Source organism: Melghirimyces algeriensis (assembly GCF_900182565.1).
GTDB classification, from domain to species: domain Bacteria; phylum Bacillota; class Bacilli; order Thermoactinomycetales; family DSM-45169; genus Melghirimyces; species Melghirimyces algeriensis.
Genome location: NZ_FXTI01000010.1, coordinates 63,417 through 85,851, shown reverse-complemented (window position 1 = coordinate 85,851; position 22,435 = coordinate 63,417). Strand labels below are relative to the sequence as shown.

Below are 22,435 nucleotides of genomic sequence, written 5' to 3'. Positions count from 1 at the left end.
ATTTGTTTGCATAGCAGGAACAAAGTTATAGGTTTGATATTGATATTCATGATGACAATCGTTCTGTCCGGTTGTGTCAACGCAGATTATCATGTGAAAGTCAACATGGACGGTTCCGGTGTCTATGAAATGAAAATCTTGACAAACAAACTTGTGCTGGAAGAACTGAAAGACCTGAAAAAGAGTTTGCAAGATGACGGATACAAGATCAAGACGATAACAGAAGATGGAAAAACAGGGTGGATCGCCAAAAAAGAGGTGGCCAACGTAATAGATGAGCCACCAGGAAAAAGGATGCAGGATCATCTGTCCACTCTGATACAACCGAAACCGGTTGCATCCACTGATCCCATCACAGGTGTAGGATTAGGTACACCCTTATTCCTTTCTGATTTAAACAGCGAGCAGGTCAAGGTGAACACCGGACTGCTGTTTATTCGTGCCAATGTTGACATGGAAGCGGATCTCAGTGATGTTTCATCCGATAACCCAATGGCTGAAGCCTTTATGGATCAGGTAAAGCTTCGCTTTTTGCTAACCTTGCCAATCGAGCCTGATTCACATAATGCTGATCATGTATCCGACGACGGTAAAACACTTACCTGGAATATGGAGCCCGGAAAGAAAAATCCCATTCAATTATCCATTAAGATCCCCAATCCAGTCTTCTGGGTGCCTATCATCATTGTTACGGTGCTGTTCCTCATCGGATTCGTCGTATGGCTGATCATTCGCAACCGTCGAAAACGGAAATCAGCATCGCAGGCTGCCTGATTATTTATTAAAAGTCTGTGTATTTTTCCTTGTCATAAGGAATAGACCGAATCTTTTATATCTGTGATTTCGTTATCTTTATTACAAATACAATAACAGAGAGAGGGTATTATGAAAAAGACAATTGCTTTGATCGGCGCATTAGACACCAAAGGAAAAGACTATGAATTTGTAAAAGAACAGTTTGAATCCAGAGGATATCAAACACTTTTAATTGATACCGGAATCATGGGCGAACCAATGATTGAACCGGATATCTCCTCAGACGAAGTCGCAAAAGCCAGCGGAGTCACACTTCATGAACTCCGTGAAAAAGGAGACAAATCCCTGGCCATGATGTTAATGACCAAGGGTGTGGCTGAAATTGTTCGATCTTTGTTTAATGATGGAAAGATTGATGCCGGTTTTTCCATGGGAGGGTCCAACGGAACCATTATTGGAACCGCTGCTCTGCGCTCGCTTCCGTTAGGCGTTCCAAAAGTTATGGTAAGTACGGTTGCGTCCGGAGATACACAACCTTATGTACAAAACAGTGATGTAGTCATGTTTCCTGCTATTCTGGATGTATCCGGTGTCAATCGTTTTAGCGCCCAAATTTATGCAAATGCTGTCGGTACCCTGTGTGGCATGCTGGAAACGACTCCACCTATGTTTGACGGAAAGCCATTGATTACCGCATCCATGTTTGGCAACACAACAACAGCCATTAACCAATGTAAAGAACACTTGGAAGCGAAAGGGTTTGAAATGCTTATCTTCCACGCTACCGGCACCGGTGGCCAAACCATGGAAGCAATTGTACAAAAAGGATATATCAATGGTGTGCTGGATTTAACCACCACAGAACTGGCTGATGAGCTGGTCGGAGGAGTATTGTCTGCCGGTCCCACACGAATGGATGCCGCAGCCAAATTAGGGGTTCCTCAAGTCGTCGCTCCCGGTTGCTTGGATATGGCCAACTTTTGGGGAATGAACACAATCCCGGAGTCATTGCGCGACCGGATCATTTATCAATGGAATCCCAATGTTTCCTTAATCCGCACCACTCCCGAAGAAAATGCAAATCTGGGACGTATTCTGGCCCAAAAGGTGAATCGCTCCTGTGGACCGGTAGCCGTATTCCTTCCGTTGCAGGGAATATCAGCTCTGGATGCACCTGACAAGGAATTCTGGTGGCCGGATGCAGATGCTGCACTCTTTGACGCCATTCGTCATCATATACGAAAGGACATCCCTGTTTACGAGTTGGATTGTAATATTAATGACCCTCAGTTTGCAAAAGCAGCCTCAGAAAAGCTATTGGAGATCATGGACTGATCCTTTGTACACTAAACGAAAAGAGGGGATTCACTTGCCATTTATCACAAGAAAAGAAGCGATTGAGCGCCTTCGTCAGACTGTAAAGAGCGGTTCTCCCATCATCGGTTGCGGAGCCGGAACTGGGTTATCTGCCAAATTTGCGGAAGCAGGAGGAGCCGACTTAATTATCATTTATAATTCAGGACGCTACCGTATGGCTGGAAGAGGCTCTCTGGCTGGATTGTTACCCTATGGAGACGCCAACGCCATTGTAAAGGATATGGCTTCCGAAGTACTTCCCGTCATTCAAGACACTCCCGTACTGGCTGGAGTGTGCGGAACAGACCCGTTCCGCCGAATGGATGTTTTTCTGGATCAATTGAAAGAACTCGGTTTTGATGGTGTCCAAAACTTCCCCACGGTGGGACTGATCGATGGAGTGTTTCGCCAAAACCTGGAAGAGACAGGGATGGGATTTGATCAGGAAGTGGAGATGATCCGTCTCGCTGCGGAACGTGACATGTTAACGTGTCCCTATGTATTTAATGAAGATGAGGCAACAGCTATGGCGGAAGCCGGAGCAGATGTGCTGGTTCCCCATATGGGTCTGACCACAAAAGGATCGATCGGAGCAGAAACTGCCATTACCCTGGAAGAAGCCGCTCATCGCGTGCAAGCTATGCATGATGCAGCCAAAAAGGTGAATCCGGACATATTGGTGCTTTGTCACGGCGGTCCCATTGCAGAACCCGAAGATGCTCAAGCGATCTATGAATCCACCAAAGGAGTCGTTGGCTTTTTTGGAGCATCCAGTATTGAGCGTCTTCCCGTAGAACAAGCGATTCAGTCTCAAGTCCGCCAGTTTAAATCCGCCAACATTTCATAAAAAACTCCCTGATCACAGGGAGTGAAGGACAACGTTACTTAGGAAAGTTGATTTTTGATAATCAATTATGTGGATTGCTTCTTTATCCGTTTTACCCCTCAGCTGGAGCTGGGGGTTTTTGCTTGAAAAAATAGGCTCCATCACTGACCAATTGCCCTTTGAGAACAAACGCAAAGGAGGACCAAGGTTGCAGATGGTCCAATAAAAAGGTCTCATCTTCTACAATTCGACCCACCACATTGGTTTTTCCACTGTTTTCCATATCCTGAAGGGCAATTTGAAGTTCTCCTTTATACTGACCATACTGTTCGTTATCGATTAACAGATCTCCCCGACGAATGGGAGGTGTGTTTGTGGGTGGAAATGATTCCTGCCTATACTTTACCCGGCTTTGAGTGGATCGGATCACATAATCAGAAACGTCTCCCCGATAGAAATGAGACTCCTTCAATACAATGTCCCTCTCCAATTCCGTAGCCGTTTCATACAACTCCACTTCAAAGGTAGGCAAACGAGGGTCCAGCCGGCTCAAAGTTTTCAGCTCTTCCTCTGATGCATATGCATTCGCAATAATCACATCATCGATCAGACCGGTCATAAAAAGATGCTTGGCCTGCACCTGGATCGGCAGTTCGCGATGCTTCTCCAATGTACACAATCCCTCTGTCACTGGCCATGGACCAAAGGTTGCGGATGGAGAGTTGATAAAGGCAGCCGTACGAATCCCATTTTGCTTGAACACCCGACTGCAATCTGAAAAATGGGAATCAGACAACCCGGTGTAACGGTGGGGATAGAAATTGTGAGAACCGATTAGGTTATCCTTATTGAGTCGATGGGTTAAAATATTCTCCAAATATTTGGTTCCTCCACTCATATTGATTTCAATTGCCAAACCATGGGGATTCATCGTCATTTCCGCTTCTTCCTTCCCACTGAATCCCAGATCCAAGCGAACCCCATAAACGCCCATATCATGAAAAAAGGATAGATCTTGATAGGAAACACCCAGCCGCTCCATGACACGGGGAGCAATATCGACGACTACTTGCATTCTGTGATCGTTGGCAAAACGAATGGTCTCCTGAAAACGATCCAGGATCTCCTGTCGGCTCCCTTCCACAGATAAAAGACAGGTAAAAATACGGGTAAACCCATAGTAATGAGCCAGCGCAATATACTCCAGATCTTTTTCCACAGTAGTACGTTCCGGATAGATGGAAATACCCAATCGATTCAATAGAGCCCCTCCTTTTTATTTCTCCGCTTTTAACTTTTTGATCACCCGAATCATGTGTTCAATCAATTTCTGCTCTGACAACGCTGTCATCAGATGATCCTGTGCATGAATCAGCAACAGTGACTTTTCCAGTTGTGTACCGTTCAGTTCCGCTTGAATGAATTCCGTTTGCGTCCGGTGAGCACGACTCAATTCCTCTTCCGCCTGCTGAATTAAATCTTCCGCTTGATCAAAGGTAAAGTTTTCGGCTGCTTCCAATGCTTCATAGGCCAAAGAGCGAGCATTTCCTGCATAAGAAATGATTTCAAAGATCCCATACTCCAATTGCTCCATATCCATATCAGAGTTCCTCCATTCAGCGTTGCGATGAAAAAAAATGAGGCAAATATTCATGATGTGCTTCCAACAATTCATCCAACACCCTTTTGGCTGTTTGATCACTCGGTACCAATGGATGAATCGTCATCGCCAATAGTGCTTTCTCGTAGGAACCGGTCACCGCCGCTTCCACCGCCACTCGCTCAAACGATTTGATCTGTTGAACCAGTCCATTGATTTCCACCGGCAACTCTCCCACCGCCAATGGTTTGGGGCCATTTTTTGTCACCACACAGTTTACCTCAACAGCTGATCTGTATGGAATTCCGGCGATGGCACCATTGTTCTGAACGTTCAGGGTTTGTATGGTCTGCCGATTACAGAAAATGGAATCAATCAACTGGCAAGCGGCATCACTGTAGTATGCACCTCCCCGCTTTTCCAGCTGTGATGGTTTTTCATTTAAATCCGGATTTTGATACAGCGAAAACAGTTCTTCTTCCACTTCTTTTACCACTTTGCCTCTTGTCGTTCCGCTTTGAAATTGGACCAGTTCCTCTTCCAATATTTCCTTTGTCTTATAATAATAGCGATGATAGGGGCATAGAAGAACTCCCATCGAGGTGATAAATTCCGGTTGCCATGGCAGAGGATCAATGTTGCGCAGTGTCATTTGCTGATCGGGATCTGTCAACCTTTGGAGGAGATCCTCCGTAATCTCCTCCCCATCCAAAAAGATATTTAATCCGTGTACCAAATGGTTCAAACCGGCAAAGTGAATATGAATACGCTCTTTGTCCACTCCCAGCATATCAGCTACAGTCGCTGTCATATGAACGGGAACATTACATACCCCGACCACCTTATGATGTGAACCGTAGCACAAAAGTGCTTCTGTCACCATTCCTGCAGGATTGGTAAAATTGATGAGCCAGGCATCCGGACACAGCTCCTGCACTTCGTCAGCAATATCCAAAACCACCGGAATTGTTCGCAAACCTTTCATGAGCCCGCCGGCGCCGTTGGTTTCCTGACCAATGATCCCGTGTTTGAGAGGAATGCATTCATCTTTGATCCGTGCCTCCAATAAACCGACACGTATTTGAATAATAACAAAGTCAGCTCCTGCCAATGCCTCCCGGCGATCACAGGTGAGATGAATTTGGATGGTCCCATTGGCTTTAGCCACCATGCGCTTCGCCAAATCCCCCACAATCTCCAGCTTCTCTCTCCCTTTCTCAATATCCATCAACCATACTTCCAGAGGACCCCAATTATGATGGCGTTGAATCAAGCCTTCAATCAGTTCCGGTGTATAACTGGAACCCCCTCCGATCACAGCGATTTTCATTCCTTGATTGGCCATACCAGTTCCCCCTTTATCGGCTCAAGCGATCTCTGTATCCCCTTCTCCCTCTTTCTCCATCTCTATCATGTTGCGATCGTACATTTTAAGAAACGGCAGATAAATAAAGAAGGAAATGAGGATATTGATAAGTACCAGCACAATCGCTCTCCAGTCACCTCCAGTCGCCAGATAGGCGCCAATTGGAGCAGGCAAGGTCCAAGGGGGCATAATATAGGTGGGAGTTACCAAACCGACCGCTGTTGCAATATATGAAAGGGTTGCCGTAATTAATGGAGTGATGACGAATGGAATGATCAGAAGAGGATTCAATACAATGGGTGCACCAAATACGATCGGTTCATTAATGTTGAATACACCTGGGACAATACACGTCTTGGATAAAGTTTTTAAATATTTAGATTTTGAAAACAGAAACATAGCCAATACCATGCCCAGCGTTGCACCAGAACCACCGATCCAGATAAACCACTGATAAAAGGTCTCAGGTGCAATATATGGAATCTGGGAAGAACCATCTGCCACTGCTTCTGCATTTTTTGCGAGATAGACTTCCCATACTGGACGAGCCACCGTACCCACCACAGATACACCATGAATTCCAAAAGACCAAAAAAATGTGATTAAAAACACCGGGATTAAGACACCAAAAAGACTGTCTCCCGCCTTTACCAAGGGACTAGCCACCTGATCCACCACATGGTGCAGATCAATGTTGAGGACCACTGTAACGACAGACATGAGCGCAATCACCAATGCCACCGGAATCAGGGCCTCAAACGAGCGAGAAACCGAAGAGGGAACCTGTTCCGGCATTTTGATGGTCACATTTTTCTCTTTGCAAAACCGCATAACCTCTACAGAAAGAATGGAGACCAGCATCGTTACAAACAATCCATGTCCCCCCAAATTCGTCATCGGAAGGACAAATTCCTCTTCGACCACTTTGGGTACAATCGTAAGCAACAGGGACGCCACTGCCACCTGACCACCAGATAACGGGTCCAAATCATAGCTTTTGGACAGATTGTAACCGATTCCAAAAGCAATATACAAAGACATGATAAACATCGTTAACCGATAGGGGATCAAAATTTCATTCACATGTTGATTGGCCCACTGTGCCACAAACGTCTCCTTTGGAATCGGCGGAAAGGCGAGAATTAAAAAGAAACTCCCCACGATAATAAACGGCAATGCAGAAATTACGCCATCCCGGATCGCTCGAAGGTGGCGTTGTTCCGACAGCCTCGCCATAGGTCCCGATAAATTTTTTTCCAAAAAGGAAACAAAACCGTTCACTTTACCAACACTCCTTTATCTGCAATCATTTATCTTTCATCCGTTCATTCACTGTCTTTAACAATAATGCTCCTCCCAATGGGGTATACGCCTGTGGCGGAATCGAATCACACGGAACGGAAAAGCGATCCGCAATTTTTTGAATCGATTCCAAACGGTGTTTCACCTGTGGAGCCACCAACACCAGATCCCATCCCTTCTTCAACTCTGTCTCCACTTCACTCGTTCCAACTGCCATAACTTCCAGATCCAGTCCCTGTTTTTGCGCTTCCTTTTTCAGAGCCTGAACAACAATGGCACTAGACATTCCACCAGAGCAGACAAACAATACTCTCATCCTTAAACCTCCTGATGTTCAATACTTAAGATTTGTGAACTGCACCCCCATCGAGATGAGGATGCAGTTCACGAAAAACGTTGCAACCTGTTCGTTTGATAGCTGGAAAAAGACGAATTCATATCCATTATATTCTGGACGAAGCATCATTGGCAATCATTTTTTCTAAAAATTATAAATAATAAATATTATTTTTCTATTAAAAAATGCCGGATTTAAACCGGCGGGACTGCTGACAAACTGGAGGTCCTTTTCCGACAACCCAGTGGAACCCCTCTCCAGTCCCAACCGTTTAGCGGATAATTTGTCCGCTGGTTGTGACCGGAGAGGGTAAAGCGGACTCCTTTCACTTCTTTTCTGGAGGAAAGAGATGCTTTGGAACGGAAATCATCCCTTCACCACTTTGTCCTGAACCTCAATTCTTCCACTCCTTCTGCTGTAATCCCCGGATTAAAACCTCCACGACTTCCGGTCGGGAAAATTCTGGCGGAGGAGTGATTCCCTGTTTCAACATCTCTCGGACTTTGGTTCCGGAAAGCGTGACATGATTCTCTCCAGAGTGTGGACAAGTCTTAAAAGAGGCCATACCATCACAGCGGCGACAATAAAAGCTGTGCTCAAAAAACAGAGGAGTGATTCCCAATTCCTCTTCCCGAAACTGGGAAAAAATGCTTTGCGCATCATAGGTTCCATAATAGTCCCCGACGCCTGCATGGTCCCTGCCCACAATAAAATGGGTGCATCCGTAGTTTTTCCGCACCAAAGCATGAAAAACAGCCTCACGGGGACCGGCATAGCGCATGGCTGCCGGATAAACCCCAAAAAAGACACGCTCTTTCGGGTAATAGTGATGTAAGATCGTTCGGTAACTTTCCAGCCGAACCTCCGCAGGAATATCATCCTTCTTCGTTTCCCCTACCAAAGGATTGAGAAACAGACCATCCACCGTTTCCAGTGCGGACTTTTGAATATATTCATGGGCACGGTGAACCGGATTGCGCGTCTGAAATCCAACAACCTTTTTCCAGCCACGGTTTTGAAAAATCTCCCGTGTTTGGCTCGGCTGAAACCAATCCTTTGAGAAAATCCCGTGATCCGGAAGATGCAGTAAATGGATCGGTCCCCCCGCATAGACCGGAGATGTCTTCAGCAACCGGGCCACCCCTGGATGTTTAGGGTCCACCGTTTGAAAAACAGCCTTCGCCTCTTGTTCCAGACTCACCTGATAGAGACTTTCAACCTCCATCACCGCATAAACCCGATGATCTTCCCCCTTGAGTGCTACCCGATCCCCTTCCCAAATGTCGGAAGCCGCATCTTTTTCAACCGGAAGGGTAATCGGAAGACTCCATATTGTCCCGTCAGCCAAACGCATCCGGTCCCTGACTGAGATGTAGTCTTCTTTATTCATAAATCCCTTCAACGGAGAAAAAACTCCCGTAGCGATGCATTCCAGGTCAGAAAGGGTTCGTTTGGAAATCGTCACACAAGGAAGGGATTCCACCCGTTTAAACCATTCGTCTTTCTCTTCCATCGAACAGACTCGGTTAACCAAGACTCCGCCATGGGGCAAAGAGTCCATCCACATCTCCTCCCATTTCAAGGTTCAGGCATCTCCTGTCTCCTTTTTCCTTGAGGGGTGAAGCCCACATTCCGTTTTCTCCATTCCGGACCAGCGTCCGGCTCGAGGATCTTCCCCCGGTTGTACCTGACGGGTGCACGGAATGCATCCAATACTGGGATAATGGTTGTCATGCATCGGATTATAGGGAATGCGATGTTTGTGGATATAATCCCAGACGTGATCTTCTTTCCAAAAGGCGAGCGGGTTCAATTTAACCAACTGAAACTGCGTATCCCACTCCACAACTTCCGTATTTGCCCTGGTTGGCGACTGTTCACGGCGAATTCCTGTACACCAGGCCGTATAATCTTTCAAGAAGCGACGCAACGGTTCCACTTTTCGAACAAGGCAACAGGCATTGGGGTCCCGTTTCCAAAGTTCTTTTCCCAAAAGTTCGGCTTGTTTCTCCAAACTGTAGGCGGAACGGACTTGTATAAAATGTATCCCATATTTTTTGTTTAGCCGGTCCCGTGTCTCATATGTCTTTTGAAACAGAAGATCGGTATCCAGATAAAAAATATCCATATCCAAACCTTGTTGGTACACCATATGAACCAAAGCAACATCTTCATAACCGAAGCTGCATGCCATCGTCACTGATTTCCCAAAACGTTTTGAGGCCCAGATTAAGATCTCCCATGGGTTGGCATCACGCAAATCTTTCGCTGCCCTTTGAACCTCTTGAATGAGCGCTTTCTCTTCGGCTTCTGAAGTACTGCAACGGCCCTTTAATTGATCCGACATCGTTTTCCCTCCTCCTCTTTTTCCATATGCGAAACCCCGATAGATGGTCACTGTTACTATCATAAAAAGCCACTCTTCGTTTCAGGACAGTAACCCAGAAAGATTGGCAAATTCTGTTTCCTGCTTTTCCAGTGAAAGAGACGACACCATACACTCCAAGGATACTTCCTTCGTGGCTTGAGTCGTTCAGCTTCTCTTTTCACTCACTTTTATGGTATGGGAGTTCACTCAACGGATACTCTGGGTTGATATGAACAGAATTAGATTGCGTAGGGAAATAGCATCAGTATCATCATTACTAGCATTGAGACCGTGGTAAGGATCGCATGGAAGCGGACTTTTCGCATCCATGGATCAAGTGCGGAGGGACTGGAAGACTGAAGAAATTTTCGGATATGATAACCGAATAATCCCCCAAATGCACCGATCGCTGTATAGACGACCGAAACGGAAATGATCCACATCAGGGAATAATCCCCTAGCATGTACAAGTAACCACCGGTCAACAATTGAATGACGAGAACCCATTGGGAGATAAAGTTCATCCAATAGAATACATGAAGAACGGACCTATTTTGCAATAACGCTTTCTGCAAAAAAAAAGGCAATAAAAGATAGAATCCCATTGCGACAGCCCCAAGGACATGGAAATATATAGTGATTTGAACCAACATGTTTGCCCCTTTCTCAACCATTCGTTGATTGTGTTCTTTACCTTATCATTTTTCAGGAAACGTTGTTGTGCTGAAAGTCACAAATGATTCCTTTGCTCCCCATTTACCCAAGTCTAGATTTTACTCGAAATGATAATGGTTGACGGTCTTGGTTAATAGATGTCCAATCTTTTGGATGTACTATAAATTGTAATAATTGTTCAATTGGAGGCGGGGTGGTTTTTTGTAATATAAGGGTAGGACTTTCAATAGGAAGCAGTCTCATCCAAAAGGTTCACTTGCTTGATTTTAACCGTAAGAAGCTTTGATTCACTCAATCGATCCATGTGATGTTTACAATCGGGAAGGATGTACACGCCCCTTTTTGTGAAATATTTCACAAACTATCCCCTATGGTGGCTGGTTGGCGCTCCTTTTAGCCGTGATTTTTCAATCCAAATCGATAGGGAAAGGCTGATCTATCATGTCGCAACCAAGAAAAGTCTCGCGTATCGTTGTTGTTGGAACGGGGTTTGTTGGTTCCAGTTACGCCTACGCCTGTTTTATTCAAGGGTTATGTCATGAATTGGTGCTGGTGGATGTTAACGAGGAAAAAGCAATCGGGGATGCGATGGATCTTAACCATGGCCTTCCCTTTGCAAGAACTCCAATGACCATCCGGGTCGGGAACTACTCCGACTGCAAAGATGCTGATTTAGTTGTCTTAACCGCCGGGGCCAATCAGGGTCCAGGGGAAACCCGTTTGGACCTGGTGGCAAAAAATGCCCGCATATTTCGATCCATCATTGACTCAGTGATGGAAAACGGGTTCAATGGAATCTTTCTGGTCGCTACTAACCCGGTTGATGTCCTCAGTTATGTCACTTGGAAATACTCAGGGCTTCCGTCAGAACGAGTGATTGGGACCGGTACCATCTTGGATACCGCCCGATTCCGCTACCTTCTGGGTCAGGCCTATCATGTGGATACGCGCAATGTCCACGCCTATATCATCGGTGAACATGGGGATACAGAGCTACCGGTTTGGAGTCTTACGGACATCGGCCGTCGTTCCATCGCGCAATATCTGAAAGATGGGAAAGGACCGTCACAACAGGAACTGGATAATCTATTCATTCAGGTCCGGGATGCTGCCTACCACATTATTCAGGCAAAAGGGGCCACCTATTACGGAATTGGCATGGGTCTTGCCCGTCTTACCCAAGCCGTACTGGAAAACGAGAACTCCATTCACACGGTCTCCTGTCTAGCCCAAGGGGAATACGGACTGGAAGATGTCTATATAGGACTGCCTGCCGTTATCAACCAAAACGGGATACGGGAAGTTATAGAATTAAAGCTAAATGAAAGCGAAACTAAAAAGCTTCAACATTCAGCAACGGTGCTCTCTGAAGTGATTCATAGCGCTTTACCCTCGCAAAAAACATGATATGTTTGACTTGAAACTGGAGGTCCAACGGGTTCGTAACCCATTGGACCTCCTCTCCTATATCGAATAAAGTGTTTAAGAATTGCTCAACCTGGTTCATGTGATTTAAATCACAAACAGAAAGGAGATAAACGGATATACTAAAGAGGAAGATAACGTATTGAAAATGTCAAACAGGTTCCCTTTAAAAGGGAGGATGTAAAATGAGTCATTTTGATCAAAATCCATTTATTGTGATTTGGGAAGTTACACGGGCTTGTGCCTTGAAATGTTTACACTGCCGAGCAGAGGCTCAGTACCGAAGAAATCCCCTGGAGCTGACGACAGAAGAAGGAAGAGAACTGATTGATAGCCTTCGGGAGATGGGTTCACCGATTCTGGTCTTTACCGGAGGAGATCCACTGATGCGCGTGGACCTGTTTGAATTGGCAGCATATGCCAAGGAACAGGGACTGCATGTCTCCCTTACACCCAGTGCAACGCCTCGAGTAACTCCCCAAGCGATGCGTCAGGCAAAGGAAGTGGGTCTGGATCGCTGGGCATTCAGCCTGGATGGATCGACTGCGGAGATTCACGATCAGTTTCGGGGTACGAGCGGTTCTTATAACCACACATTGCGATCCATCGAGTATCTTCAAGAATTAGACATGCCGTTGCAAATCAATACAACGGTCAGCAAGTACAACCTGGCCGATTTGTCCAATCTAGCAAAAATGATGGAAACGATGGAAGTCGTGCTGTGGGGAGTATTTTTCTTAGTTCCGACGGGACGGGGAAAAGAAGGAGACATGATTTCCCCTGAGGAGCACGAAAGCGTCTATCATTGGCTTGCTGATCTCTCAACCCGTTCTTCTTTCGATATCAAGACGACAGCAGCTCCTCCCTACCGGCGAGTACTGATCGAGAAAGGGGTACTTTCATCCACCCCCAGGGGCAGTCGCGGTGCTGGTGGAAGTATACGTTCAACGCAGGGTGTCAATGACGGTAATGGCTTCGTATTTGTTTCCCATACCGGTGACGTGTATCCCAGTGGATTTTTGCCCATCAATTGCGGAAATGTAAGGAAGCAGCCACTGTCAGAGATTTATCGGCAACATCCTATGTTCCGAGCTTTGAGGGATTCGGAGCAATTAAAAGGGAAATGTGGGGTTTGCGAGTATCGAAAGATCTGCGGAGGTTCTCGTGCACGCGCTTATGCCTTGACCGATGATCCTCTAGCAAGCGACCCGACTTGCACATATCTTCCTGTTGCACAAAATTCCATATAAGGGTAGTATCCGCCCAATAATCATTGGGCGGTTTTTTGCGGGACATTTCCCCCGTAAAAAACGGTCCACAGGAGTCACCGTGGACATTTCTCCGGCTCGCTTAATTCCTTTTGAGGTCCAATAATGTGAGGATGTTTAAAGGAAGAGGCACTTGAGGATAGTTATATTCATCAGCCACTTTTATTGCTAGGCGGAAGTTTGCTATTGCTTCGTCTTTAAACCCTTGGAGATTGTACAGTATACCGGATGCCATGTATGCATCGATCAGGTAAAAGTGGCATTCATTCTCTTTAGCCTTTTCGATCGCTTTTCCCAAGTGGACTTCTGCTTTGTCCCAGTCTTTTCTATCCATGCATAGATACGAAACAGAGATACATGCTCTTATATAGGGATTGCTCATTTCGGTGCTTTCAGCAAGACGCATTGCAATATCGTAACATACCTCCGCTTTTTCCAGCTCTTTTAGAGAGCGATAACTGCTGCCGAGCGTTACCCAAAGATTTGTGCTGAAACTTTTCAGTTTGTTAACTCCGGCCTTGTGGATTCCTTCTTGCGCAGTGTATACGGATTCCTTGAATGAACTTGTCTTCCTAAGCAATTCGGACTTTAACCAGTATAGAGATACAAGTGTTTCAATGTGGTCTATTCTGTGTATGTTGGACCAAACATCCTGAACGATCTTAAAGGCCTCCGCTATGCGTCCTAACCTTTCCAAGTATATTGACTTGTTTCTTAAAAGAATGTACTTTATGTGATTCCTTTCTCCGTCAGGGTCGTAAGCATCTAATCCACTATCTGTGAACAAGAGTGCTTTTTGTAAGTCATTTTGGTAATAGCTACATCTTCCCAGATCTTTGAAAGCATATGCTTCGATGTTTGAATCAGATGTAAATCGGGACCTCGCGGATGTGCGTATTGCGTTGTGGAAATGAACCTCTGCTTTTTCATATTTCTTTTTCCTCATATAGTAAGACCCTGTAATCCAGTAAAATAAGGAAGCATGAGAGCTTTCATCTTGGACATCCATGTTTTTTACCATATTGTATGCGCTTTCTTCACACCCCATATTAACAAGAGACTCTGCCATCCCTAAGAAAGATTTTACATGTTCCTGATTCTTTTGTTCCTTTGCAATATATTCTGGCAACTCTTGCATGGTTAATCCAAGTTTATTGATAATATAATCAACTTTTTCGTATTTTACCCTTAATGTCCCCCTCTCGATATTGCTTAATGTAGCTGTAGAGATATTCTCATCCGCCAAATCCCCCAGACGCAAACCCTTTGACTTTCTAATTTTACGTAAAACTTCCCCGACACTGATTGGGTCGTATTGGATCACATATAATTCCTGCCTTTCCATAGATTATTCAATTATATTTTAGCATATCCATTCATTTTTCAAAATATTTTTTAGAATAAGGATTTTATTGTTCTATGAGGTTTATTATGGAATATAGAGGGAATATTTTGGTATATTTTGTCGAAAAATTTGAAATAATTATAAATTATGGTAATGTTTCTGTGGGAGCTCACTTTTATGTAAAGGAGATTCAGAAATGAAGAGGATTTTATTTTTAAGCATGTGTATGGTTGTTTCTGTGTTTTCGGGAGTTAGCATTGCAAATGCTGACACTGTTGTTGAAGAAAAGCCGTCCATTGTAAACACTGTTGACGCAAAAATGGATGAAATCGACAGGAAGTACAAGGTTGGAGAAATGTTGAGTAAGGAGGATGCTGAGTTTGTCAAAGAACATGCTAATGGCAGATCTGGAGGAATAGGTATTCTTAAGACGAACCACTTTAAACGTAGTGGAGGCATTAGTGGCTTGCGAGTTTCACTGCGGGGAAGTGTGACCGCAAACCACTATTTGGCAACCAACACATGGGGCGTTAACTATACTGCTAAGAAAACAAGTGGGGCTAAGAAGCTAAAGAAGATCTATATGTACGGGAAACATACGGCATATGGTATCATCGGATCTGGCGGTATTGGAAAAGTGTATAGCAATACTCTTGATGTTACCTGTAAACGGTCTAGTTGTAAGAACGCTCAAACAGATAAGTATTCTGCTTCGGTGGCGTATGCTCACACTACAGCTAATGCAAAGTTCTACTATTCAGGCGGGTCTTTCAACCTAACTGCACCGTAATTGACAAAGAAAACCCCTATCTAGGGGTTTTCTTCTTTTATACAATATATGTAAAGGAGGTGTGGTAATGTATAGCATAAGTATACACGGTATACTTATCAACCTTGCTTTGGTTGCGTTTTTGGTTTGGTTTGTGGTTGCTGCTGTACGTAATTGGTCGAAATTCTTTAAAAACAAGTAACGAAAAGGGGGAGCCTCCACAGCTCCCCCTTTTCTTATGACGGTTTCGTCGTTTTCCCTCGTCAAGCAGCGTATATCTGAAACGGGTTAGACCCGTTAACCTCTGCTCCGGAATCGCCAGGATTGCTCATCCGGTCAAAAAATCGACGAAGCTGGTTCTCACTGATTTATTAAGACGGAACAACGGTGTCCTGGGCAAATGTTTTCGCTTTCTCATTTGCCTGTTTAATGGCTTTTTCCCGGATCTCATCCACCTGATCGGGATACTGGCTCACACCTTCCACATAGACCGTTTCTACATCTGTAACACCCACAAGATTCAGGACAGCTTTCAAAGAACGGCTGGCAAAATCCAGTTCAGCAGCTGGTCCCTCACTGTATACACCACCCGATGCCTGAACAATCAATGCTTTTTTCCCTTGGAGAAGACCTACAGGTCCTTCTTCCGTATATTTAAATGTCTTCCCGGCAATGGCAACATTATCAATATAGGCCTTCATCAATGGTGGTACCCCAAAATTCCACATCGGAATCGCAATAACATATCGATCCGCTTCCATAAACTGTTCCAACAACTCGTTTTGTCTTGCCACTTTTTTCTGTTGTGAATCCGTCAAGGATTCAAACGAAGCACCGGAGCCCAGTTTCCCCCAAGCCTCCAGGATATCTCCGTCAATCAATGGGATTTCCTCTTGGAAAAGATCCAGATGAATCACTTCATCAGCAGAATTGATTTTCCGGTAAGTACGAATGACTTCATCAGCAACCGTCAAGCTGTAGGAATCCTTCGCAGCCTTTGGGTTGGCCGTTATATACAATACTTTGCCCATAACATTTCACCTTTCTTTACTGAAAAATATTCAGGAACTAACTTTATATAAGTAATGATAGATGTATTACTTACTTTTGTCAAGTGATTCATTTCACCCGATCTATATACAAAGATTCATGATTTGCTAAAATAGGAATGAAGCCAAAAGAAGCAAGGTTGACACAGCTTTTCTAGAAAGGAGACATATGATGGAACTGATTGTCTACCTAGCGGGACAGATTCACGATGATTGGCGCGAACAATTCCGACAAAAAGCGAAGGAACGTGGGCTTCCCCTGATTCTGAAAGGACCTCAGGAAAATCATGACCGATCTGATGATATCGGCGAACAAATAAAAGGAAAGCAGCCCAATCCCGTCTATAGAGACCAGGCTGCGTCGGAATTTAACAATCTTCGAACCCGAATCTGGATGGAAAAAGCAGATGTCGTGATTGCCTTGTTTGGAGAGAAGTACAGACAGTGGAATACCGCCATGGACGCAGCCACCGCCATCCAATCCGGAAAACCTTTGATTTTGGTACGCCCTGAAGGGCTTGTTCATCCTTTGAAAGAACTGGCCCAACGAGCACAAGTTGTCGTGGAAACGCCGGATCAGGCATTGGATGCTTTGGCCTATGTCCTGGAATAATGTATTGAAATGCAAAATCTGCTGACTGCTTTTAAGTCAGCAGATTTTTAATTCCGTTATTGGCGCGGTTCTACCAAACGGGCAGGTTGCTTTTCAAAGACATAATAATCAATATTAATATTCATCAAAATATGATCCTTCCCCGTTTTTTGATCCCGAACCAGAACAAAGTCCCGTCCCACTTCCCGCAATTCTCCTGTCAGGACCTTCGCATTCCACTCCCGATTATTTTCGTATGTCAGATAAAATGTAATCAATTTTCCAATATTTCGATTCAACAGATCTTCTGTATAGACTCTCTCTTCTCTCCGCTGTGAAACCCAGCCTTCAGATGCTGTGTGAAAAGGATGTTGATACCAATACACGTCTTTTCCCCCTTTCATTAATAAACAGATGGGCAATCAGCATACGTGGGAAGATAGAAGCAATGCGCTTTATACCGACCGCTCTGTACCTGGTTAAACCAACGCGCAGGACAAGCTCCCGTCGGTCGGAAAAACCACAAGGCATTGGAGGCAGGGTCCCTTCGCTCTCCCTGGATCACCCGGTTAGCCAGCCGAATTTCCCGATTTCGGGCCCGTTGGTAGAAATATGGTTTCTGAACCGCTTCAAACCCACCCGGTGATTGAAACACCATCTGCTTGATCGTCCGAATATCATCAAAGTCCAAACAATCGGCCACCACCCGGTTCACCCCGACATTTCCCACCAGGAGCATGCCAATATCCCCTTCTCCTTCCGCTTCTGCCCGCATCAGTCGAGCCAACAATTTGGTTTGTGCACTGTTCGTTCGCACTCGAGCCATATCTGTCACCCCAACTCCACTCTATTCGCCTGAAAGTAAAAAAAGAACCGGCATTGCCGGCAGAGATTACAGCAAAAGAGGAGCATTTGAAACTACTGACAAAAATAAACATTCATAAATTTTATACTTGATAAGCCACTTCACCGTTTACCACCGTGAGAAGCGGTGTCGCCTCCAGGATCGAATCCGGTTCTGGCGAAAGAAGATCCCGGTCAAAAACAGACAGATCTGCATATTTTCCTATGCTGATCGTACCCCGTTCCTTTTCTTCACCCGCAGCCTGGGCACTTCCAATGGTAAAAAGAGAAAGGGCTTCAAGGGGGGTCAACTTCTGTTCCGGCATATACACCTCTTTCCCTTCCGGAGAACGTCGGGTGATCGCTGCATGCATCCCCAAAAGGGGGTCAATCGGCTCAATGGGAGCATCACTTCCTCCACCGATAGGAATCCCTTTGTTTAACAAGCTTTTCCATGCATAAGCGGTATGAAACAGTGGACGAGGCAATCGGTCCATCACCCAGGGAAAGTCGCTCGCCACAAACCGAGGTTGGATATCGACCGCCAATGGCATCCGTACCATTCGATCCAATAAGTCCTCTCGAAGAATTTGACCATGAACCAATCGATCCCGCAAGTTTCCATGGATGAACGGTTGGTTTTCCATCGCCTGGATTGCCATTTCTGCGGCTTTGTCTCCAATGGCATGAATGGCAATGGGCATCCCGGCAGTCCGTACTTTCCGGACTCGCTCCTCCAACTCCTGCTCTGTATGAACAGCAAATCCACAAGTGGATGGATCGTCTGCATAAGGTTGGGACAACAAGGCAGTCCTGCCACCAAAAGAGCCATCAGCAAACAGCTTGACAGCCCCAAATCGAAACCATTGATCCTTGTAAGACAAATTCCTTGCGATCTCTTGAAATTCCTGAAGAAAAGGGTAATAGACCAAGTGATGCGTTCGCAATCGTACTCCTTCTTCCAGCAATCCTTCAAAAATATGAATCAAGTCTTTCACGCGTTTAGCCGAACGCAAATCCTCAGTATGTACCCCGGTCAGCCCTTTCGATAATGCATCCTGGGCTCCAATTCGAGCAAAATTCATCCGCTCCGTCAACGTCCAAGGGGGAATCGCATCAAAAATCGGCTGAGAGGCATTTTCATAAACCAACCCATTCAATTCACCATCCAGATCTCTTCCGTATTTACCGTCTGACGGATCGGATATTTCCCGGAAAATACCTGCGGCCCGGAGAGCAGCACTGTTTACTGCGTGTACATGATAACACACCCGACTGAGGATCACAGGCCGGTTGGGGGATACTTCGTCCAATTCTTCCTTCATCGGTGGGACCGGAACGGAAAACTTGTTTTCATCCCAATTGAATCCCAACACCCATGATCCTTCCGGAACCTGTACAGCACGTTCCCGCACGATATACAAAAGTTCCTCTTTTGACCGAACAGCGGATAAATCCAGCATGGATAATTTCATTCCATGTCCCATCAGATGAAGATGACTGTCTGTCAGACCGGGATAAACATATCCCCCTTCCAGGTCGAAGCGGGTAACACCAGCCCGTCCTGACTGAAGGAGGATTTCCTCTGTGGAGCCAACGGCCTTCACTCTTCCTTCCTCCACCAGAACTGCTTCAGCTTGGGGATTTTTGGGGTCCAAGGTACAAATCCGGCCATTGAAATAGATTTGACTTGCCATGCTTTCACCCTTCCCTGCTTGAGGATTCGTGCACCAACAGTGTACAACACTCCACTTGAGAGGTCTGGGGAAACATATCCACCGGAACAACCGCCTCTACCCGATAACCGGATTGGATCAAACGGTTGCAATCTTTGGCCAAAGTAGATGGATTACAGGAAACATAAACAAAACGGGGAACCTGAATACGGATGAGTGCTTCCATAAACGCTTTCCCAAGTCCTGTTCGGGGAGGGTCCGCCACCACCACATCCGGACGAAACCCCTGATCCAACCAATCAGGAAGCAGGTTCTCCGCAGCCCCTACATCATATGTTACATTCTCAATTCCATTGATGCGGGCATTTTCCCGTGCATCCTCAATCGCTTCCGGGACGGTATCCATCCCCCTAACCTGTTTCACTTTGTGAGCCAACCATAACCCAATGGTTCCCGACCCACAATAAGCATCCACCAGTGTTTCCCGGCCGGTAAGACCCGCAAGCCGTTTCACTTCATCATACAACTTTACTGTCTGAACCGGATTGAGTTGAAAAAAAGCCGGAGCGGAGAGAGCAAAAGTGAGCGACCCCAGCTTTTCTTTCATCTTTTCCTCCCCCCAGAGGACGCGCGTTTTTTCACCAAACACCCTGGAGGTTCGTTGGGGATTCACATTGACTACAATGCTAACCACCTGAGGAAGACGTTCTCGCAACCGCCTCACCACTTCCGCCTCATACGGAAGATGGGATGTGCGACTGATGAGGATCAATTGCGCCTCCCCTGTTGTCAACCCAATCCGGGTAGCCAGATAGCGAATAGTGCCTCGATGTTTTTTTTCATGATAGACCGGTACCGACATTTCTTCCAATACTTTCCTTGTTGTTTCCAGGATCTGATTGGTTAATGGATGTTGAACCCCACAGTTTCCCACATCAATTAAGCGATGCGAACCGGCAGCATAGAGCCCCATCACCAAACGGGAATCCAGATTCTTAAGTGGCAGTTGAGCCTTGTTTCGATAATTCCAAGGAGTCTCCATCCCAATCGTTTCTTGAATGGGAATATCTTTTCTGCCGGTATATCGCGAAAAAGTTTCCACCACCAACTCCCGTTTCAATTCCAGTTGTTTGGGATAGTTGATGTGTTGCAGTTGACACCCCCCACACTCCCGAAAAACCGGACAAGGCGCTTTTACTCGATGAGGGGAGGCTTTTTTCAATTGCAATATTTTCCCGCGAACATACTTGGAATATACCTCAGCAATCCGCGTCCGAACCGTTTCTCCCGGAATCGCTCCTTCGACAAACACCACCTGTTTTTGATAAAAACCGATTCCTTCTCCATTGATTCCCAAACGACGAACAGGTAGATCAATCACTTGTCCCTTTTTTAAGCGAATCCCTTTCATACTCCATCCTCTTCTCCAATAAACAGTCGTTCCTTTCATTGTACCGAAACCCAGCACGCCTTCTCAAACTTGAAAGCGGTAAAATGACGATTCATTGGTTCGGGAGAGGGTCCACTGTCCATCACGACCCCTAATAAACACGTTTGGCCCCATGAACAGGACGAATCGTCATCCTGGATATATCCCATCCCAATTCTGCCACCAGAACGGATGGGAAAGAGGGATGCCACCGATGAATAATAAATGCTGCCCCTCCTTCCGGAGAAACCACCGTATCTTCCACTGGGAGCCCGATGGATTGAAGGCGTTGTCGCAACTCGTTTGCATTCAGATCCTCTGACGTTTGGGAAGGTTCCAGGCAAACAAAACGGACCCCTCCCCGTTGTTCTTCAGGCAACAGCAACGGTTCTCTGGACAGGGAACGTTTTGGCGGGGAGAGAACAAATAGATTGCACAAATCTTCTAATATCGCACTGGATGTGGGTAAATCTCCCGCTCCTTGTCCAACCAAAGTCAAATCCTGAACCACATCGCCTTCCAAATGAATGGCGTTATAAATGCCATGAACGGATGCCAACGGATGTGTGATCGAAAGCAACGTCGGCTCCACTCCTAAAGTGATGGGTCCGTTCTCTCCATACTGCTCCCCCACCGCCAATAGCTTAATCGTATACCCTAACCGACGAGCCAAATTCAATTCTAACGCTGTCACATCCCGAATCCCTTCTCTTCGTATGTTTGATACCGGGACATCAGCCTCAAAAGCGATCCGGCCAAGTATGGACAGCTTATAGGCAGCGTCAAACCCATCGATATCGGCTGTGGGATCTGCTTCAGCATATCCCTGTCTCCGAGCCTCTTCCAATACCTGTTCAAACGAATCCCCCTCATCGCTCATCCGGCTTAAAATATAGTTGGTGGTTCCATTGAGAATACCGGATATTCGATAGATTCGATTGCTTTTTAGAAAATGCAACAAAGTCCCTAAAACCGGAATACCCCCGCCCACACTGGCTTCACAGAGGAATTGCACACCCTTTCGACGGGCTGTTCGTTCAAGTTCCACCCCGTGTTTGGCTACCAATTCCTTATTGGCTGTCACAATGTGCAACCCCATTTCCATCGCCTGTTTTACATAAGTCAGAGCGGGTTCCACTCCACCCATCGCCTCTACCACCACTTGAATATCCGTTTTTAATACATCAGAAAAGTCCGTGGTGAGAATGGAGCGCACATCCGGGATTCTCTTTTTTTCATGATTTTGAACCAAAACGGTCCGCACCTTCAATGAAGTTCCTGTCCGTCGGAAAATCACATCTTCCTGAGACCTGAGAGCATGAAACACACCTGAACCCACTGTACCAAAACCTAATAATCCCACTCCAATCTGATTCACAGCTTCTCCTCCTCCATGAATAAAAAACCCCCTCTATAAAGAGGGGGTTGACTGTATTCGACACATATCGCAAAA

At 45.7% G+C, this 22,435-nt stretch carries 21 protein-coding genes and 1 pseudogene; 7 read left to right on the top strand and 15 right to left on the bottom strand.

Translation table 11 applies throughout. The annotated features are described in order from the left end of the window. Window positions 1–6: 6 nt before the first annotated feature. The 3 genes from FN782_RS13695 (at window position 7) to FN782_RS13685 (ending at window position 2,959) form a co-directional block, all read left to right on the top strand. Window positions 7–774, top strand: coding sequence for a DUF3153 domain-containing protein (locus tag FN782_RS13695; RefSeq protein ID WP_185956321.1), 768 nt, complete (start codon window positions 7–9; stop codon window positions 772–774). A gap of 111 nt (window positions 775–885) precedes the next feature. Further along, window positions 886–2,091 carry a Tm-1-like ATP-binding domain-containing protein gene (locus tag FN782_RS13690; RefSeq protein ID WP_142506370.1) on the top strand — a complete coding sequence of 402 codons (1,206 nt, stop codon included), beginning with the start codon at window positions 886–888 and terminating at the stop codon, window positions 2,089–2,091. Between the two features lie 43 nt (window positions 2,092–2,134). Then, window positions 2,135–2,959 carry a phosphoenolpyruvate hydrolase family protein gene (locus tag FN782_RS13685; RefSeq protein WP_425462717.1) on the top strand — a complete coding sequence of 275 codons (825 nt, stop codon included), beginning with the start codon at window positions 2,135–2,137 and terminating at the stop codon, window positions 2,957–2,959. A 157-nt stretch (window positions 2,960–3,116) separates the two neighbouring features. On the opposite strand, the pseudogene FN782_RS13680 reads toward FN782_RS13685, so the two are convergent. The 8 genes and pseudogenes from FN782_RS13680 to FN782_RS13645 form a co-directional block, all read right to left on the bottom strand. After that, window positions 3,117–4,199 (bottom strand): annotated as a pseudogene (locus FN782_RS13680) (DUF871 domain-containing protein); the annotation flags it as partial. Window positions 4,200–4,214: 15 nt separating this feature from the next. Then, window positions 4,215–4,538 (bottom strand): PTS lactose/cellobiose transporter subunit IIA, encoded by a 324-nt coding sequence (locus FN782_RS13675; protein ID WP_246064959.1) that lies wholly within the window; start codon window positions 4,536–4,538, stop codon window positions 4,215–4,217. A 16-nt stretch (window positions 4,539–4,554) separates the two neighbouring features. Further along, window positions 4,555–5,883, bottom strand: a complete 1,329-nt coding sequence (locus FN782_RS13670) for a 6-phospho-beta-glucosidase (protein WP_185956320.1) — start codon at window positions 5,881–5,883, stop codon at window positions 4,555–4,557. A 21-nt stretch (window positions 5,884–5,904) separates the two neighbouring features. Further along, window positions 5,905–7,185 carry a PTS sugar transporter subunit IIC gene (locus FN782_RS13665; protein ID WP_142506367.1) on the bottom strand — a complete coding sequence of 427 codons (1,281 nt, stop codon included), beginning with the start codon at window positions 7,183–7,185 and terminating at the stop codon, window positions 5,905–5,907. Window positions 7,186–7,210: 25 nt separating this feature from the next. Next, a complete protein-coding gene (locus tag FN782_RS13660; RefSeq protein WP_142506366.1) occupies window positions 7,211–7,522 on the bottom strand; it encodes a PTS sugar transporter subunit IIB in 312 nt (103 codons plus the stop codon). Window positions 7,523–7,937: 415 nt separating this feature from the next. Further along, window positions 7,938–9,104, bottom strand: coding sequence for a sulfate adenylyltransferase (sat, locus tag FN782_RS13655; RefSeq protein ID WP_142506365.1), 1,167 nt, complete (start codon window positions 9,102–9,104; stop codon window positions 7,938–7,940). A 24-nt stretch (window positions 9,105–9,128) separates the two neighbouring features. Further along, window positions 9,129–9,890: a phosphoadenylyl-sulfate reductase gene (locus FN782_RS13650; protein ID WP_142506364.1), complete on the bottom strand. Its 762-nt coding sequence runs from the start codon at window positions 9,888–9,890 to the stop codon at window positions 9,129–9,131. Window positions 9,891–10,150: 260 nt separating this feature from the next. Further along, window positions 10,151–10,516, bottom strand: coding sequence for a hypothetical protein (locus FN782_RS13645; protein ID WP_185956319.1), 366 nt, complete (start codon window positions 10,514–10,516; stop codon window positions 10,151–10,153). Between the two features lie 511 nt (window positions 10,517–11,027). Between FN782_RS13645 and FN782_RS13640 the strand changes: the two genes are divergently transcribed. Together FN782_RS13640 and FN782_RS13635 are read left to right on the top strand one after the other, a co-directional pair. Beyond that, entirely contained in the window at window positions 11,028–11,993 is a 966-nt protein-coding gene (locus FN782_RS13640; RefSeq protein WP_142506362.1) for an L-lactate dehydrogenase, read from the top strand. Window positions 11,994–12,196: 203 nt separating this feature from the next. Then, entirely contained in the window at window positions 12,197–13,261 is a 1,065-nt protein-coding gene (locus FN782_RS13635) for a TIGR04053 family radical SAM/SPASM domain-containing protein (RefSeq protein ID WP_142506361.1), read from the top strand. A 100-nt stretch (window positions 13,262–13,361) separates the two neighbouring features. Here FN782_RS13635 and FN782_RS13630 read toward each other — a convergent pair whose 3' ends face one another. After that, complete coding sequence (locus tag FN782_RS13630) at window positions 13,362–14,603, bottom strand: helix-turn-helix domain-containing protein (protein ID WP_185956318.1); 1,242 nt, start codon at window positions 14,601–14,603, stop codon at window positions 13,362–13,364. A gap of 217 nt (window positions 14,604–14,820) precedes the next feature. On the opposite strand from FN782_RS13630, the gene FN782_RS13625 reads away from it, so the two are divergent. Continuing rightward, the gene (locus FN782_RS13625; protein ID WP_142506359.1) at window positions 14,821–15,414 is read left to right on the top strand and encodes a hypothetical protein; all 594 of its coding nucleotides are present in this window, start codon (window positions 14,821–14,823) and stop codon (window positions 15,412–15,414) included. Between the two features lie 350 nt (window positions 15,415–15,764). Here the strand turns inward: FN782_RS13625 and FN782_RS13620 are convergent, their stop codons facing one another. After that, a complete protein-coding gene (locus FN782_RS13620) occupies window positions 15,765–16,424 on the bottom strand; it encodes an FMN-dependent NADH-azoreductase (RefSeq protein WP_142506358.1) in 660 nt (219 codons plus the stop codon). Window positions 16,425–16,614: 190 nt separating this feature from the next. On the opposite strand from FN782_RS13620, the gene FN782_RS13615 reads away from it, so the two are divergent. Continuing rightward, window positions 16,615–17,055, top strand: a complete 441-nt coding sequence (locus FN782_RS13615; RefSeq protein WP_142506357.1) for a YtoQ family protein — start codon at window positions 16,615–16,617, stop codon at window positions 17,053–17,055. A gap of 56 nt (window positions 17,056–17,111) precedes the next feature. Here FN782_RS13615 and FN782_RS13610 read toward each other — a convergent pair whose 3' ends face one another. The 5 genes from FN782_RS13610 to FN782_RS13590 form a co-directional block, all read right to left on the bottom strand. Continuing rightward, complete coding sequence (locus FN782_RS13610; RefSeq protein ID WP_185956317.1) at window positions 17,112–17,420, bottom strand: spore coat protein GerQ; 309 nt, start codon at window positions 17,418–17,420, stop codon at window positions 17,112–17,114. A 17-nt stretch (window positions 17,421–17,437) separates the two neighbouring features. After that, on the bottom strand, window positions 17,438–17,860 hold the full coding sequence (locus FN782_RS13605) for a cell wall hydrolase (protein ID WP_142506355.1): 423 nt from the start codon (window positions 17,858–17,860) through the stop codon (window positions 17,438–17,440). Window positions 17,861–17,981: 121 nt separating this feature from the next. Continuing rightward, window positions 17,982–19,574 (bottom strand): amidohydrolase, encoded by a 1,593-nt coding sequence (locus FN782_RS13600; protein WP_142506354.1) that lies wholly within the window; start codon window positions 19,572–19,574, stop codon window positions 17,982–17,984. A gap of 4 nt (window positions 19,575–19,578) precedes the next feature. Then, a complete protein-coding gene (gene rlmD, locus FN782_RS13595) occupies window positions 19,579–20,964 on the bottom strand; it encodes a 23S rRNA (uracil(1939)-C(5))-methyltransferase RlmD (protein WP_246064958.1) in 1,386 nt (461 codons plus the stop codon). A 130-nt stretch (window positions 20,965–21,094) separates the two neighbouring features. Further along, window positions 21,095–22,360, bottom strand: a complete 1,266-nt coding sequence (locus FN782_RS13590; RefSeq protein WP_185956316.1) for a homoserine dehydrogenase — start codon at window positions 22,358–22,360, stop codon at window positions 21,095–21,097. Between the last annotated feature and the right edge of the window lie 75 nt (window positions 22,361–22,435).